Source organism: Pseudomonas deceptionensis (assembly GCF_900106095.1).
GTDB lineage: Bacteria > Pseudomonadota > Gammaproteobacteria > Pseudomonadales > Pseudomonadaceae > Aquipseudomonas > Aquipseudomonas deceptionensis.
Map to the genome: position 1 here is coordinate 4,328,788 of NZ_FNUD01000002.1, position 14,879 is coordinate 4,343,666.

At 58.5% G+C, this 14,879-nt stretch carries 15 protein-coding genes; 6 read left to right on the forward strand and 9 right to left on the reverse strand.

The genetic code is table 11. The features are described from left to right. Positions 1 to 17: 17 nt before the first annotated feature. Positions 18 to 911 carry a LysR family transcriptional regulator gene (locus BLW11_RS20035; RefSeq protein WP_048360712.1) on the reverse strand — a complete coding sequence of 298 codons (894 nt, stop codon included), beginning with the start codon at positions 909 to 911 and terminating at the stop codon, positions 18 to 20. Between the two features lie 183 nt (positions 912 to 1,094). On the opposite strand from BLW11_RS20035, the gene speB reads away from it, so the two are divergent. Together speB and BLW11_RS20045 are read left to right on the forward strand one after the other, a co-directional pair. Then, a complete protein-coding gene (gene speB, locus BLW11_RS20040) occupies positions 1,095 to 2,045 on the forward strand; it encodes an agmatinase (RefSeq protein ID WP_048360711.1) in 951 nt (316 codons plus the stop codon). A 252-nt stretch (positions 2,046 to 2,297) separates the two neighbouring features. Further along, the gene (locus tag BLW11_RS20045; protein ID WP_048360710.1) at positions 2,298 to 3,677 is read left to right on the forward strand and encodes a sodium:solute symporter family protein; all 1,380 of its coding nucleotides are present in this window, start codon (positions 2,298 to 2,300) and stop codon (positions 3,675 to 3,677) included. A 444-nt stretch (positions 3,678 to 4,121) separates the two neighbouring features. Here the strand turns inward: BLW11_RS20045 and BLW11_RS24210 are convergent, their stop codons facing one another. Further along, the gene (locus tag BLW11_RS24210) at positions 4,122 to 4,247 is read right to left on the reverse strand and encodes a PA1414 family protein (RefSeq protein ID WP_277620430.1); all 126 of its coding nucleotides are present in this window, start codon (positions 4,245 to 4,247) and stop codon (positions 4,122 to 4,124) included. A 127-nt stretch (positions 4,248 to 4,374) separates the two neighbouring features. Beyond that, positions 4,375 to 5,277 carry a putrescine utilization regulator PtrR gene (gene ptrR, locus BLW11_RS20050; protein ID WP_048360709.1) on the reverse strand — a complete coding sequence of 301 codons (903 nt, stop codon included), beginning with the start codon at positions 5,275 to 5,277 and terminating at the stop codon, positions 4,375 to 4,377. Between the two features lie 103 nt (positions 5,278 to 5,380). Here ptrR and BLW11_RS20055 point away from each other — a divergent pair, with 103 nt between their 5' ends. Further along, a complete protein-coding gene (locus BLW11_RS20055) occupies positions 5,381 to 6,562 on the forward strand; it encodes an MFS transporter (RefSeq protein ID WP_048360708.1) in 1,182 nt (393 codons plus the stop codon). Here the strand turns inward: BLW11_RS20055 and BLW11_RS20060 are convergent. From BLW11_RS20060 to BLW11_RS20070, 3 genes are all read right to left on the reverse strand, one after another. Further along, positions 6,510 to 7,439 (reverse strand): DMT family transporter, encoded by a 930-nt coding sequence (locus BLW11_RS20060; RefSeq protein ID WP_048360707.1) that lies wholly within the window; start codon positions 7,437 to 7,439, stop codon positions 6,510 to 6,512. The two genes, BLW11_RS20055 and BLW11_RS20060, sit on opposite strands and share 53 nt — an antisense overlap. A gap of 70 nt (positions 7,440 to 7,509) precedes the next feature. Next, positions 7,510 to 7,914 carry a DUF2177 family protein gene (locus BLW11_RS20065; protein ID WP_048360706.1) on the reverse strand — a complete coding sequence of 135 codons (405 nt, stop codon included), beginning with the start codon at positions 7,912 to 7,914 and terminating at the stop codon, positions 7,510 to 7,512. A gap of 24 nt (positions 7,915 to 7,938) precedes the next feature. Then, on the reverse strand, positions 7,939 to 8,775 hold the full coding sequence (locus BLW11_RS20070; protein WP_048360705.1) for a CvfB family protein: 837 nt from the start codon (positions 8,773 to 8,775) through the stop codon (positions 7,939 to 7,941). Positions 8,776 to 9,123: 348 nt separating this feature from the next. Between BLW11_RS20070 and BLW11_RS20075 the strand changes: the two genes are divergently transcribed. Beyond that, a complete protein-coding gene (locus tag BLW11_RS20075; RefSeq protein ID WP_048360704.1) occupies positions 9,124 to 9,303 on the forward strand; it encodes a hypothetical protein in 180 nt (59 codons plus the stop codon). A gap of 192 nt (positions 9,304 to 9,495) precedes the next feature. Continuing rightward, entirely contained in the window at positions 9,496 to 10,218 is a 723-nt protein-coding gene (locus BLW11_RS20085) for a TorF family putative porin (RefSeq protein WP_048360702.1), read from the forward strand. A 92-nt stretch (positions 10,219 to 10,310) separates the two neighbouring features. Here BLW11_RS20085 and BLW11_RS20090 read toward each other — a convergent pair whose 3' ends face one another. Next, a complete protein-coding gene (locus tag BLW11_RS20090) occupies positions 10,311 to 11,657 on the reverse strand; it encodes a DEAD/DEAH box helicase (RefSeq protein WP_048360701.1) in 1,347 nt (448 codons plus the stop codon). 193 nt (positions 11,658 to 11,850) lie between these two features. Between BLW11_RS20090 and BLW11_RS20095 the strand changes: the two genes are divergently transcribed. After that, positions 11,851 to 13,134 carry a mechanosensitive ion channel family protein gene (locus BLW11_RS20095; RefSeq protein WP_048360700.1) on the forward strand — a complete coding sequence of 428 codons (1,284 nt, stop codon included), beginning with the start codon at positions 11,851 to 11,853 and terminating at the stop codon, positions 13,132 to 13,134. Positions 13,135 to 13,213: 79 nt separating this feature from the next. Here the strand turns inward: BLW11_RS20095 and BLW11_RS20100 are convergent, their stop codons facing one another. Both BLW11_RS20100 and BLW11_RS20105 read right to left on the reverse strand, forming a co-directional pair. Continuing rightward, positions 13,214 to 13,774: an RBBP9/YdeN family alpha/beta hydrolase gene (locus BLW11_RS20100; protein ID WP_048360699.1), complete on the reverse strand. Its 561-nt coding sequence runs from the start codon at positions 13,772 to 13,774 to the stop codon at positions 13,214 to 13,216. Positions 13,775 to 13,815: 41 nt separating this feature from the next. Then, a complete protein-coding gene (locus BLW11_RS20105; protein ID WP_048360698.1) occupies positions 13,816 to 14,676 on the reverse strand; it encodes a carboxylate/amino acid/amine transporter in 861 nt (286 codons plus the stop codon). Positions 14,677 to 14,879: the final 203 nt, after the last annotated feature.

Below are 14,879 nucleotides of genomic sequence, written 5' to 3' on the forward strand. Positions count from 1 at the left end.
GGGAATAAAGCTCTCGTTCAAGGTTGATTAAGCTGTGCTTTGAGCAGGTCGCGAAAGGTTTGAATCAGCGGCTCACGACTGCGACCACGGCGCACGATCATCGAGAACGGTGCCTGATAGCCAAAGGTCGCGGGGAGCAGCACACGCAGGTCGCCCTTCTCTACCCAGGGTTCTGCGTAATGCTCGGGCAAGTAGCCAATGTAAGCGCCCGAAAGCACCAGAATCAGCTGTGCTTCCATACTGTCCACCGTCGCCGCACTGTGCTTGAAGCCGTGGCGCGCCAGCTCGGCCTGGCTCCAATAGCCGCGACCGACCATCCTCTGCTGAGTAATCACCTGCTCGGGAATGCGTCGCTCGCTGAACAGGGGGTGCCGCGCGCTGCAGTACAACCAGTGTTGCTCCCGATACAGCGGCTGATAGACCAACCCGCTCATGCGTGTCGAAAATGCACCGATGGCCAGATCCAGGCGGTTGTCTTGCACGCCGAGTTGCAATTCATACGGGCTCATCACTGATAAATGCAGGTGCACCGCCGGGTGCTCCTGACTATAGGCACCAATGGCCTCGGCAAAGGGCAAGGCCTTGTCGCTGACCGTGGAGTCGATAACCCCCAGGTTCAAAGTGCCCCGCAGTTCACCCTTGAGCGCTGCGGCGTACTGCTCAAAACCTTCCAGCTCACCCAGCAGGCGCAGTGTTTCCTGATGAAACAGCTCGCCCTTGCTGGTAAGGCTGAATCCGCCACGCCCGCGATGGCACAGCACCAGGCCCAGATTGGCCTCGAGCTGGCTCATATAGGTGCTGATGGCCGAGGTAGAGAGGTTTAGCGCCTGCTGCGCATTGGCAAAACCCTGATGCCTGACCACGCTGGCAAATATTCGTAATAGTTTCAGATCGGGTAATGCGCTGGCCATCAATCACTCACTTGCCACTGCGGGAGCGGGCTTGCTCGCGATACAGGCGGGCTTGGGAATCAGAGTCTACCGCCATTAGTTTAGAAAAACCTGAACTAAGTATTTGCCCACAGGGATTCTTCCCGCCTCGCACCTTTCGCAGAATCGAGCGCCATAACCACAACAAACGACGAGGCTTATCCCGTGGACAAAATTCTTCATCAACCACTGGGCGGCAACGAAATGCCGCGCTTCGCCGGCATCGCCACCATGCTGCGCCTGCCTCACCTGCAGTCGGCCAAAGGCCTGGACGCGGCCTTTATTGGCGTGCCACTGGACATCGGCACCTCGCTGCGCCCCGGCACCCGCTTTGGCCCCCGCGAAATCCGCGCCGAATCAGTGATGATCCGCCCCTACAACATGGCCACCGGGGCAGCGCCTTTCGACTCACTGTCGGTGGCCGATATCGGCGACGTGGCGATCAACACCTTCAACCTGCTGGATGCGGTACGCATCATCGAAGAGTCTTACGACGAAATCCTCGAACACGACGTGATCCCGCTGACCCTGGGCGGTGACCACACCATCACCTTGCCGATTCTGCGGGCGATCCATAAAAAACACGGCAAGGTCGGCCTGGTGCATATCGATGCCCACGCTGATGTGAACGACCACATGTTCGGCGAGAAAATCGCTCACGGCACCACCTTCCGCCGCGCTGTGGAAGAAGGCCTGCTGGACTGTGACCGGGTCGTGCAGATCGGCCTGCGCGCCCAGGGCTATACCGCCGAAGATTTCAACTGGAGCCGCAACCAGGGCTTTCGCGTGGTACAGGCCGAAGAGTGCTGGCACAAATCCCTGGCACCGCTGATGGCCGAAGTGCGCGAGAAAGTCGGTAATGGCCCGGTGTACCTGAGTTTTGATATCGACGGCATCGATCCCGCATGGGCGCCCGGCACCGGCACCCCGGAAATCGGCGGCCTGACCACCATCCAGGCGATTGAAGTGATCCGCGGTTGTCAGGGCCTCGACCTGGTCGGCTGCGATCTGGTAGAGGTCTCGCCGCCCTATGACACAACCGGCAATACCTCACTGCTGGGCGCCAATCTGCTCTACGAAATGCTCTGTGTGCTACCCGGCGTCGTGCACCGATAAGGACATCTGCGCGACCCCCTTAAAACGGTGTCGCGCCCCGTGACCAGGGTCTGTTGACGTTTCGTTGTGAGCCGCGTCGCTGGGTCGATAGCCCATGTGACGCAGGGCGGCGTTGCTCGCAGCTCATTTGGAACAACCAAACCACGCTGCTCGCGCCTAGCCCTGCGCCACATGGGCTATCGGCGCGGCCACAACGAAACGTCAACAGACCCTAGCTGCATCCATAAAAAAAATAATCGGAGATTCGCCATCATGGCTTTAGATCTACTGGTCGTCCTTATTTACGCAGCGGCAATGCTCGTGCTGGGTTACTACGGCATGCGCAAGGCAAAAACCCACGAAGACTATCTGGTTGCCGGGCGCAACCTGGGCCCCACTCTGTACATGGGCACCATGGCGGCAACCGTGCTGGGCGGCGCTTCAACCGTCGGCACGGTGCGTCTTGGGTATGTACACGGGATTTCCGGCTTTTGGCTGTGTGCCGCGCTGGGTTGCGGGATCATCGCGCTGAACCTGTTCCTGGCCAAGCCGCTGCTCAAGCTGAAAATCTTCACCGTCACCCAGGTGCTGGAGAAGCGTTACAACCCGATGGCACGCCAGGCCAGCGCGGTGATCATGCTGGCCTACGCACTGATGATTGGCGTGACCTCTATCCTGGCCATCGGCACGGTGCTGGAAGTGCTGTTCGACCTGCCATTCTGGATCTCGGTGCTGCTCGGCGGCGGCGTAGTCGTGGTGTATTCGACCATCGGCGGCATGTGGTCGCTGACCCTGACCGATATCGTGCAATTTGCGATCAAGACCATCGGCCTGATGTTCGTGCTGCTACCTATCTGCCTGTACCGCGTCGGTGGCTGGGACGAACTGGTGAGCAAGCTGCCTGCGTCGAGCTTCAGCTTCACCAGCATCGGCTGGGACACGATCATCACTTACTTCTTGATCTACTTCTTCGGCATCCTGATCGGCCAGGACATCTGGCAACGGGTATTCACCGCAAAAACCGCCAAAGTAGCCAAGTACGCGGGCACGTTCGCCGGTCTCTACTGCATCCTCTACGGCCTGACCTGCGCCCTGATCGGCATGGCGGCGCATGTGCTGCTGCCGGACCTGGACAACGTCAACAACGCATTCGCCGCGATCGTTAAAGTTTCGCTGCCGGACGGCATTCGCGGGCTGGTGATTGCCGCGGCCCTGGCGGCCATGATGTCGACCGCCAGCGCAGGCTTGCTGGCAGCCTCCACGGTGCTGACTGAAGACCTGCTGCCCAGGTTGCGCGGCGGCAAGCAGTCGAGCCTCAACATCAACCGCCTGTTCACCTTGCTGACGGGGTTTGCCGTGCTGGGGATCGCACTGGTGGTCAACGATGTGATCAGCGCCCTCACCCTGGCCTATAACCTGCTGGTCGGCGGCATGCTGGTGCCATTGATCGGGGCGATTTTCTGGAAGCGCGCCACCACCGCAGGCGCCATTACCAGCATGGCGCTGGGGTTTATCACGGCACTGGGGTTCATGTTCAAGGACGGTCTGGAAGCCAACACGCCGATTTACTTCAGCCTGGCAGTGGCATTGATCAGCTTTGTCGTAGTCAGCCTGCTGGATCGGCGGCCAACACCGGTGGCCAGCATCGCCTGACAAACGCTTGCTTCTCCGGGTGCGGCGTCACATGCCGTACCCGATTTTTTAGAAATGCCCCGCTGTCTCTACCGATTCATACAGACCAGAACACCAATACCCCGCCACTACAGCGCTTTATCGCTGCCAGCCAAACAGACCTTCAAACTACTCTTCAAAAGCGGTGACATGGGATGTCTCGGTATATTGGGGCCGACACTGAGCTCCACTCGATCAGCCAGTGCATCCTCTACAGGTATGGATGATGTGAAGTGCGAAGCTCGAATTACGGAGAAAACAGACACCGCTCCGCTCGATTACAGCGTGCGCTACACCATGGGCTAACAGGCCCGGAAGGGAGGGGGGCAGTTCACACTGCCCTTTCTTTCACGCAACAGCAGCTTCTACCGGCCAGAAGCAGAAGAAACAGGACAGCCACCTGCGCACGGCGCAAGCATGCATGCCTTAACGTCGACGTTGCGGACGACGACGCGGATCCTGGACAGGAATAGGCACGGGTTGCAGTGGCGGCTCGATCAGGCCAAGTGCAACACCAACGTCATGGAGCCAGGTTTGCAGTTTGTCTTTCATATTTCCCCCTTGGGGTCACTCTGGCGACGGGAATTCTGTAGTCGCTTCACACAGATAATAGTCCTAAGTCCTACGCAATGCTTGCCTAAGGTCAATGAACTTTAGGCTAATCTCGTACAAATATGACTCAAGCCGAGACCTGAAGTTTCGTCAACAGAGGGCTGTTTAACGCCGACGGCGTCTGCTGCAGCTCTATCCACGCATTCAGGTTGGCGCCCATCATGCCTTTTCGCCACATCAGCCATGTTGAAGCGTTGGCAAAAGGTTGTTGCAAGGCATGTATGCCGACGCTTTCACGCCCCGGCAAACTGGCCAGCATGGACGCAGGCATCAGCGCCACGCCAGATCCGGCAACCACACATGCCAGCATGCCCTGGTAGGACTCAATCTCCATCACCCGCCCCATAGCGGCGCGATCACTGGCGTACCAGGCTTCAAGCCGGGCCCGGTACGAGCAGCCTTGTCGAAAGGTAAACACCTCCCTGCCCTGCACGTCCCGAGCGCGGGTAATCGGCGGATGATCCAGATCGCTGATCAGCACCAGGCTTTCTTCGCAGAACACCACCCCATCCAGCCCTGCCAGTTCCAGCGGCCCATCCACTAGCGCAGCGTCCAGACGCCCGGTCAGCAACCCTTCGAGCAGCTCGCCGCTCGGTGCCGACTGCACGTTCAGGTTCACCCCCGGGTAGGTGCGGTGATAGCGCGCCAGCAACGCGGGCAGATGAATCGCCGCAGTGCTGTACATCGTGCCCAGAGTGAATTTGCCTGACGGCACACCGCCCTGCACCGCCCCCAGCGCTTCATCGTGCAGCGCAAACAGCCGCGCGGTGTAGTCCAGCAACACCTGGCCCGCCGGGGACAGCTGCAGGCGCTGGCGTTCACGCACAAACAACTCGACGCCCATCTGCTCTTCAAGTTGCTTGAGCCGGGTCGACAGATTGGACGGCACTCGATGCAGTCGCTCAGCCGCACGGGTGATCGATCCTTCTTCGGCCACGGCCTGAAAAATTCGTAACTGGCTGAACTCCACGCCATTCTCCAAAACAGAACAAGTCGCTCACTATTATTCATTTTTAAGGAATGTCAATTACCTCTAGCCTGACGGTCATTGTCTTCTCTCAGGAATTCGCAGCATGTCACCCCTGACCCGCTTACTCGCCAGCTTTATCGCGCTCATGATGGCCATGGGCATCGGCCGCTTCTCCCTGACGCCGCAACTGCCGCACCTGATCAGCGAAGGGCAGATTGACCTCACCGGTGCCGGGCTGATCGCGGCGGCCAATTACCTGGGCTATCTGGTCGGCGCACTGGATGCCATCCGCGCCAGACGCCCGGACCAGATCCGTGGCCGCTTGCACACGGGCCTGTGGCTGTGTGTCGGGCTGACGCTGATTTCATATTGGGCCTACGGCTTTTGGCCGCATCTGCTCTTGCGCTTTGGCTCGGGGGTCGCCAGCGCCTGGGTGATGGTGATGATCACTGCACTCAGTCAACAGATAGCCATAAGCGCCAACCGTCCGCGTCTTGGGGCGCTGGTGTTTGCCGGCCCCGGGGCTGGCGTCGTGCTGACAGGCTTGCTGGCACTGGCCGCCAATGTGTCGGGGCAAGGCTCTGCCACGCTCTGGCTGGTCTATGCCGTTGCGGCGCTGGTCATGCTGCTGGTGATTATGCCGATACTGCCGCAATCGTCCGCGCTACCCGCACAATCACCGGCCGCAGCTTCGGGCACGCGCCAACCCGGGATTGCACGCCTGGGGGCGATTTATGGGCTCTATGGATTGGGGTACATCATCCCTGCAACGTTTTTGTCGCAAATGGCCAACGCTCAGTTTCACGGCCAGTGGCAGGCCGACTTGTTCTGGCCCGCCTTCGGACTATGCGCCGCGACAGGCGTGGCGCTGATCAGCTTGCGCCGCCCCAACCCCGGCACCACGCGCTTCTGGCTGATGGCCGGGTTGTGGGTCCAGGCCCTTGGCGTGCTGGCGTGTCTGCTGCCGAGCAGTACCGGGCTGGCACTGGGCGTCATCCTGTGCGGCACGCCGTTTTTAGCCTGCATGCCGCTGGTCATGCAACGTTCGCGGGACCTGGCGCCCCATGCGACGACCCGTAACGCTGCCTTGTTGACCGCCTGCTTCGCCGTGGGGCAGTTGTGCGGGCCGTTGCTGGCAGCGCTCAGCAGTCATTTCAGTGGCGGACTGCAACCGGCACTGATCATTGCGGCCAGCGGGTTGCTGCTGGCAGGCGTGCTGGCCTGGCAGTCGGTCAACTGCCCAGCAGAGCGCGCACTTTGCGACGCACCCACTGCTCCGCGCTGACAAACGTGATGCCCAGCAACACACAAATGGCGCCCACAACAAAGTTGATGCTCAAGGGCTCGTGCAGCACCAGCACACCGAACGTCACGCCGAACAGCGGCGTCATAAACGAGAACACCGCCAGGTTGGAAGCCAGGTAGCGCTTGAGCAGCCAGAACCACACCAGGTAGCTGAAGAACGACACCACCAGCCCCTGAAACAGCACGCTGGCCACCGCGACGGTGGTCAGGCTGATATGACTGATCTGGCCACTGGCCGCAGCGATGACCAGCAAGCCGACGAAGCCGACAATCAGTTGATAGAACAAGGTCAGCGTCACCGGCGCCTCGGACAGCCTGGAGCCACGCACCACTACCGTGGTCGCGCCCCAGGCCATGCCGGCCAGAATCCCGTAGGCATCGCCCAGCAGCATATTGCGATCCATGTCTGCAAACGACATACCGCCGGCAAAGGAGAAGGCGATCCCTATAAACGCGAGAAAAATTCCCAGCCATTGCAATGGCCGCAAGCGCTCGCTGGGCAATAACCAGTTAATCCCCAGAGCGGTGAAAATAGGTGCGGTATAAAGGAATACCGACATATGCGCGGCACTGGTCAGTTGTAGCCCTTCGGAGATAAAGAAGAACTCCAGGCCGAACAGGCTGCCGGCCAGCAAGCCACCGCGCCAGGTGGCGGGCACCTGGTTCCAGCCGCCCTTCCAGCAAATCAACAGCCCCACCAGCAGCGCCGAAATGCCGGAGCGTGCGGCCGCCTGCATCACGGGTGCGATGTCCGGCGCCGCGATCTTGATTATTACCTGTTGCACGCCCCAGATCAGGCACAGGCCCAGCATGACTTGCAGAGCGAAAGCATCCGTTGCTCGCCGCGAAATACTCATAGACCACCTAAAAAGCCACGTCCGGGAAAAGCCAGATACAGCGCAGTATTGAACCTGTTGCCGAAAGGAATCAGGACGCCAGCTTGCGTGCCGCCCAATAACCCGACAAGGCTGCAAGGCAGGTCAATAACCCGCCCCACGCCATATCCATCAACGCCAACTGGGCAGACCAGCCTTGCAGCGTCGCCCAGTTGGTCATGTCATAGGTGCCATAGGCCACCAACCCGAAGAACGCGCCGGCCAGCGCTGCTCTTCGCGCGCTGCCACGGGCCAGGGCCGGCATCACGACAAAGAACACCACGCCCAGCACGTACAACAGATAGAACACGATGGCGGGCCCCCACTTGGGCTGCTCCAGCATCAGCGAGCCCAGCAGCTCTTTATAGGTAGAGCTCATGAGCACGCCCAGCCACAGGCCGTCGAGCACCAGAAAAGCCACCAACGCACCGATATACGCCCACACTGCTTTTCTCATGTCGCCAGCCCCCTTGGATTTGGCTCAGATCAGTTCGATACGATCTGCGTGGATTGCAATCTTGCCTTCCTTGTACAGCGCGCCGATGGCCTTTTTGAAGTTGCCCTTGCTGACGCCGAACAGGTTGCTGATCACTTCTGGCGCGCTTTTATCGCTGACCGCCAGCACGCCGTTGTTGTCTCGCAGCTTGCTGAGGATTTTCGAGTTCAGGCTGCTGGAAGCTTCCTGGCCAACCGGCTGCAGGCTCAGGCTGATCTTGCCGTCTGCGCGAACTTCCTTGATGAAGCCTTTCTCTTGCTTGCCCGCACGCATGAACTTGAAGATTTCATTCTTGTGGATCAAGCCCCAGTGCTTGTTGTTGATCACGGCTTTGAAGCCCATGTCCGTGGCTTCGGCCACCAACAGATCAACTTCCTGGCCCACCTGGTAATTGGCCGGGGTTTTGTCCAGATAACGGTCAAGACGCGCAGTCGCGGTGATACGACGCGTGTGCTTGTCGAGGTAGACGTGCACCACGACATATTCGCCGGCGGTCATCTGGCGTTTTTCTTCGGAATACGGCAAGAGCAAATCTTTCGGCAGCCCCCAATCGAGGAACACACCGATACTATTAACTTCTACCACTTTAAGACTGGCGAACTCACCCACCTGAACTTTTGGTGTTTCAGTGGTGGCAAGTAATTTGTCTTCACTGTCCAAATAAACAAAGACGTTGAGCCAGTCTTCATCTTCGCTGGGAATATCTTTGGGAATATAACGATTGGGCAACAGGATTTCGCCGTCCGCCCCACCGTCTAAATACAAACCAAAATTCGTATGTTTAACCACTTGCAAACTGTTGTAGCGACCGATTAAAGCCATGTCCAATACCCTCATTACGTAGGCGGCATTCTACCCGAGTTTAGGGGGGCGAATTGGAGCGCCGCAGCCCGGTGATCAAAAAATCTGCGAAAGGTTTGATTTGTCTGGATTTTATAACGCGCGCCGGGTGCCACTCGTCAGCCTGCCAGGCACTGGCAACCCGTCTGAGCACGATAAAAAAGCAGCCGCTGTTTTGAATTAAAACAGCGAGTTAGCCGACAATGGCACCCTTGTTTATCAGCCCTCAACAAACACCTCCTTTATTTTACGAAGATATTTAACAAGCAATTGTCAAGTATTTCAGGTACTATCGCTGGCCAAGTTATTTTCTACAGGACAATAGCCGCCATGCGTGTAAAAGCATCCGCCAGCAAAGCAAAGCCAGCTCCCGCTGTTGAAACCAGCGCCTCAATCAATGCTCAAATTGAAGCATTCTTGAAATCCGGCGGCGAAATTCAGGAAATCAAGAAAGGCGTCAGCGGCCAGACTTTTGGCCCGTCCAAGCAGATCACGCTCGGCAAAAAGTAATACCCCTCGCGTCATCTGGTCCTCATGCGCTTTGCCATCCAAGGCGCTAGGACTATCGATTTATCCCTTTGTTCCCCATCAACACCCGCGACCAGAATCGATAAATCGACGAACGGCACCCTGCTGCCGACTTTCCTGCGTATGCTCCAAAGGCTCTGAATCAAGCCTTTGAGCCCATATAGGGAGCCGATCATGCTCACACGGGCTTTACTGCTGGCCGGTACGGTACTCGCCAGCACCATTGTGGATGCACAGATATTTTCCCGGGAACTGGGGAATTTCGATCTCAAACTGGCCACACAGCCGAGCCGCAGCATGGCGCAAGGCCTGGTCAAGCCCACCACCCCTGGCTCGACCTTCCATGGCGGCCTGGACCTCACCCATGACAGCGGCTGGTATGTCGGCCAATGGGCGCCCACCATGGGGATCAGACCTGGCAGCAATCTCGAAGTCGACTCCTACCTGGGCTACAAGCACCCTTTCGACCAGACCTTGGGCTATGAACTGGGCCTGATCCATTACAGCTATCCCAAACTCGACTCGCTCGACAGCCAACAATTCTTTGCCGGCCTCACGGTACTGGGTACGCGCTTTGGCGCCGCCTTCAGCAACGACCCGGACCGGCGCGACAGCACACTGTTTGCCGATTTGGGACTCAACCAGCCCTTCGGCATCGGGGTGAGCATGAAGTACACCACTCACCAGCTGGGCACGCCCGTATCCATCGCAGATGGCAGCAGCGTACACGCGTTCAATGACTGGTCGGTCAAGCTGTCACGGCCCTGGATGGGCATCGACCTGAACCTGATCTACAGCGACTCCAGCCTCGACGGCATGGAGTGCTCGGCCTATTCAGGACAGAACGCCCAGTGTGATGGCCTGTTGACGTTCAAGGCGGAACGGACTTTTTACTGAGCCGGGATGGCAAGCCAGCCCCTGCAAAAACAACGGCACAGACAACAAAAAACCCGGCACAGGCCGGGTTTTTTGTGGGTCACGCCAGCGCCTTATTCAGCAGCTGGAGCTTCCGGCTTGCGGCGCTTGAGCGGTGCCATGCCGTCTTTGCTGACCAGCGACAGAGCGTCGGTCTTCGGGCGGTTGGCTATCTTGCGCTTGGTCGGTGCCTTGGCGCCCGACTTCTTCTTGACGCCTTTGGCGTCGGTCTTTTTCTTCTTCACGCCAACAGCTTTGCCCGAGGCCTTGACGTTTTTTGGTCCGCCGTAGGTGCCTTTGACTTCCTTGATGGTGCGACGCTCGAAGCTTTGCTTCAGGTAGCGCTCAACGCTGGACATCAGGTTCCAGTCGCCGTGACAGATCAGCGAGATGGCCAGACCGTCGTTGCCCGCACGGCCGGTACGACCAATACGGTGTACGTATTCGTCGCCGCTGCGTGGCATGTCGAAGTTGATCACCAGATCCAGGCCTTCAACGTCCAGACCACGGGCTGCCACGTCGGTGGCAACAAGGATCTTGACGCCGCCCTGCTTCAGGCGGTCGATGGCCAGCTTGCGATCCTTCTGGTCTTTCTCACCATGCAGGACAAACGCTTTGTAGTCCTGAGCCACCAGGCGACCGTAGATGCGGTCTGCCATGGCGCGGGTGTTGGTGAAAACAATCGCTTTCTGATACGTCTCGTTGGCCAGCAGCCAGTTCACAATTTGTTCTTTGTGCTGGTTGTGGTCAGCGGTGATGACTTGCTGGCGCGTCGTGGCGTTCAGCTGGCTGACCTGGTTGAGCTGCAAATGCTCGGCATCTTTCAGTACCTTGCCGATCATTTCACGCAGACCCGAACCACCGGTGGTGGCCGAGAACAGCATGGTCTGCTGACGGTTCGGGCACTCGTCAACCAGGCGCTGAACGTCTTCGGAGAAGCCCATGTCGAGCATGCGGTCGGCTTCGTCGAGTACCAGCACTTCAACTTCTTTCAAGTCGAGGTTGCCGGCGTTCAGTTGCTCCAGCAAACGGCCAGGCGTACCGATCAGGATATCCGGCACCTTGCGCAGCATGGCGGCCTGGACCTTGAAGTCTTCACCGCCGGTGATCAGGCCGGACTTGATGAACGTGAACTGCGAAAAGCGCTCAACTTCTTTAAGCGTCTGCTGTGCCAGCTCGCGAGTCGGCAGCAAAATCAACGCCTTGATGCTGACGCGGATTTTGGCTGGGCCAATCAGACGGTTCAGAATCGGCAGGACGAAAGCGGCAGTTTTACCACTCCCGGTTTGAGCTGTAACCCGCAGGTCACGCCCTTCGAGCGCGAGCGGGATGGCCGCTGCTTGCACAGGCGTAGGCTCGACAAATTTAAGCTCGGCCACAGCTTTAAGCAGGCGTTCGTGCAGGGCGAAATCGGAAAACACGGGTGCTACCTCGAAGAAATACAAAAAATCAGCGGCATAGAGTAACGGTTTCGAGCGCCAAGGCCGAGTTTCTTTGCACGAACGGCGTGAAACAAATGGTTTTTTAAGGTCTTTAGTCCAACGAAGACCCCTAAATTGCCCTGAAGTGCTCTAATCCCCTCTGTCATTTCTCTACAGGACAGCGTTTTAACCTATGGATACTCAATCACTCTGGGCCCAATTCCAGGATCTTTGGAGCAATCTGGATCAGCACCCTTGGGTGTCAGCACTTTTGGGGCTGATTATCCTGGTGGGCATCGCCCTGCTGGCCGGACACGTGGCCCGTATCCTCGTTTTGCGCGTTACCAAGATTCTGGCCCGCCAACCGGCCCTGCACTGGATCAACGATCTGCGTGAGCACAAGGTCTTTCACCGTCTGGCGCAATTAACCCCCTCCTTGATGGTTCAATTCGGACGCAATCTCGTGCCGGACATGAGCGACAACGGTCGCCATTTCCTCGGCAACCTGGCGCTGGCCATTACGATATTTGTCCTGACACGGGTCATCAGCTCACTGCTGGACGCCTTGCTCGATATTTACTCGCGCACCAATTACGCCAAGACCCGACCGATCAAGGGCTACATCCAGCTGACGAAAATGCTGCTGTATGTGTTTTCGGCCATCATCATTGTCGCAACCCTGATCGACCGTTCACCGATGCTGCTGCTTTCGGGCCTGGGCGCGATGTCTGCGGTGATCCTGCTGGTCTACAAAGACACCCTGCTGTCATTCGTGGCCAGCGTGCAGCTGACCAGCAACGACTTGCTGCGTGTGGGCGACTGGATCGAGATGCCGCAGGTCGGCGCCGATGGCGATGTCATCGATATCACCCTGCACACCGTCAAGGTGCAGAACTTCGACAAGACCATCGTTTCGATTCCGACCTGGCGCTTGATGTCCGAATCGTTCAAGAACTGGCGCGGCATGCAGCAGTCCGGCGGGCGCCGGATCAAGCGCAGCCTGAATATCGATGCCGCCGGGGTTGGTTTTTTGACCGATGAGCAAGAGGAACGCCTGGAGCAGGTCTACCTGTTACGCGATTACCTGACCCGTAAAAAAGCCGAACTCAAAAGCTGGAACGAAGCCCAGGGCAACGTCGCGGCAATGTCCGCCAACCGTCGACGCATGACCAATATCGGCACATTCCGCGCCTACGCGCTGGCGTACCTCAAAAGCCACGCCCAGATTCAGCCGAACATGACCTGCATGGTGCGCCAGCTGCAAGCCACGGCCGAAGGGGTTCCGCTGGAAGTCTATTGCTTTACCCGCACCACGGTGTGGGACGAGTACGAGCAGATCCAGGGCGATATCTTTGACTTTCTGTTGGCCGTGTTGCCCGAGTTCGGGCTGAGCGTGTATCAGCAACCGAGCGGCAATGACCTGCGTAACGGGCTGCTGAGCAAGATAAAGGCGCCACTGGCGGTGTCGGTAGACTGACCCCACAGGGGCAGAACTGAAACCGAGGGTTGTGGGAGCCGGCTTGCCGGCCCCCACAGGCCTGGTGCGGCTGACTTGTTCAACCGTGCTTAAACTGAGGGTCGCCGGTCAGCCTGAACAGCAACTCGATCCCCTGCGGCCAGGCGCCATAGCCCCCGTCGCCATTGATATGGCCCGCATTCTCCAGCCACACCAGTTCGCTGCCCCAGGCTTCGCTGAATGCAGTGGCCCGCTCACGGGTGACGTAGGGATCGTTGGTGCTGGCCACGGTAATCGCGTCAAACGGCAGCGCATTGAGCGGCATCGGAGTGAAGCCTGCCGTACCGTCCGGGTAACTCTCGGCTTCAGTATCACTGGGTGCGACCAGCAAGGCCCCGCGTACCCGCCTGGCCTCTGCGGGGTGCTGCTGCGCCCAGCGGGCAATCAGCGTGCACGCCAGGCTGTGCCCCACCAACACCACAGGACGCTCGCTTTTGGTGATCTTTTTTTGCAGATTCTGCACCCAGTCAGTGCAGACGGGGGTCTCCCAGTCGTCCTGCTTGACCCGGTGCAGCCCGCTGTAGCGCTGCTCCCAGTGAGATTGCCAGTGCTCTGTTCCCGAATTGAACAGGCCCGGCAAGATCAACACCCTGACTGTCATTCCGACTCTCCCTTGCGGTGGTTAATGGACTGTGATTGACCTTAGACCGTCACAGCCCTGCGGTCTAGCCGACTGATCCAGACGGCAAACACAATCACCAACCCGCCAAAGAACAGGCGCCACAGGGACTCGTGCTGGTTCCAGATCAGCAAGCTGATCAACAGGCCGACCGGCACATGCAAGATATTCATCACCGCCAAAGTGCCTACCCTGACCATACACGCGCCTTTGTTCCACCAGTACAGGCCCAGCGCCGTAGAAATCAGTCCCAGAAATACCAGCACGCCCCACTGCAAGGGAGCTTCAGGCAGGAAGTTGGCCTTGCCAAACAGCAGAAATGCCGGCAACACCACTGCCAAAGCCCCCAGATAAAAGAAACCAAACCGTCGGTAATGCGGCACGTCGCTCGGATAGCGTGCCACCAGGCGCTTGTACAACACCTGCCCGGCGGCATAGGTAAAGTTGCCTAATTGCAGCAACAGAAAGCCTCCAAAGAAGTCCGGGCTGATACTGTCAAATCGAATCACCGCAGCCCCCATTACCGCCACCAGCGCCGCCACCAGCGCCCACGGGTTGAAACGCCGGTTGAGTGCATCTTCGATCAGGGTCACGTGCAACGGCGTCAGAATGGTGAACAGCAGCACCTCCGGCACCGTGAGTACACGAAAGCTCAAGTACAGGCAGACGTAGGTGATCCCGAACTGCAGGGCGCCGATCAGCAGCATGCCACGCATAAAGCCGGGCTCTACCTGGCGCCAGCGCGTCAGCGGGATAAACACCAACCCCGCCAGCACCACGCGCACCAGCACTGCAAAGTAGCTGTCGACGTGCCCGGCCAGATACTCGCCAATCAGGCTGAAGGAGAACGCCTGAATCAAGGTGACAATTAACAGATAGCCCATGAGTCTCTCGCTCAGAAAATCGAAACTGCTCGCCGGCAAAACACCCGCAAGTTCATCAGAAGGTGCGCGACCTTAGCGGTTTTATATCGGCCTTTACCATCACCCGGTAATACGCGGACAAAAAAAACCCGATCCAGCGCAAGGGCTGATCGGGTACGAGCACTCAAGAAAGTGCAAAGGGAGGTTCGATGCGCGAACCGCAT

What these genes read in the sequence shown, in the direction of transcription:
- BLW11_RS20035 (WP_048360712.1), bottom strand. Translation starts at nt 911, where the DNA reads ATGGCCAGCGCATTACCCGATCTGAAACTATTACGAATATTTGCCAGC.
- BLW11_RS20045 (WP_048360710.1), top strand. Translation starts at nt 2,298, where the DNA reads ATGGCTTTAGATCTACTGGTCGTCCTTATTTACGCAGCGGCAATGCTC.
- BLW11_RS24210 (WP_277620430.1), bottom strand. Translation starts at nt 4,247, where the DNA reads ATGAAAGACAAACTGCAAACCTGGCTCCATGACGTTGGTGTTGCACTT.
- BLW11_RS20055 (WP_048360708.1), top strand. Translation starts at nt 5,381, where the DNA reads ATGTCACCCCTGACCCGCTTACTCGCCAGCTTTATCGCGCTCATGATG.
- BLW11_RS20060 (WP_048360707.1), bottom strand. Translation starts at nt 7,439, where the DNA reads ATGAGTATTTCGCGGCGAGCAACGGATGCTTTCGCTCTGCAAGTCATG.
- BLW11_RS20065 (WP_048360706.1), bottom strand. Translation starts at nt 7,914, where the DNA reads ATGAGAAAAGCAGTGTGGGCGTATATCGGTGCGTTGGTGGCTTTTCTG.
- BLW11_RS20070 (WP_048360705.1), bottom strand. Translation starts at nt 8,775, where the DNA reads ATGGCTTTAATCGGTCGCTACAACAGTTTGCAAGTGGTTAAACATACG.
- BLW11_RS20075 (WP_048360704.1), top strand. Translation starts at nt 9,124, where the DNA reads ATGCGTGTAAAAGCATCCGCCAGCAAAGCAAAGCCAGCTCCCGCTGTT.
- BLW11_RS20085 (WP_048360702.1), top strand. Translation starts at nt 9,496, where the DNA reads ATGCTCACACGGGCTTTACTGCTGGCCGGTACGGTACTCGCCAGCACC.
- BLW11_RS20095 (WP_048360700.1), top strand. Translation starts at nt 11,851, where the DNA reads ATGGATACTCAATCACTCTGGGCCCAATTCCAGGATCTTTGGAGCAAT.
- BLW11_RS20100 (WP_048360699.1), bottom strand. Translation starts at nt 13,774, where the DNA reads ATGACAGTCAGGGTGTTGATCTTGCCGGGCCTGTTCAATTCGGGAACA.
- BLW11_RS20105 (WP_048360698.1), bottom strand. Translation starts at nt 14,676, where the DNA reads ATGGGCTATCTGTTAATTGTCACCTTGATTCAGGCGTTCTCCTTCAGC.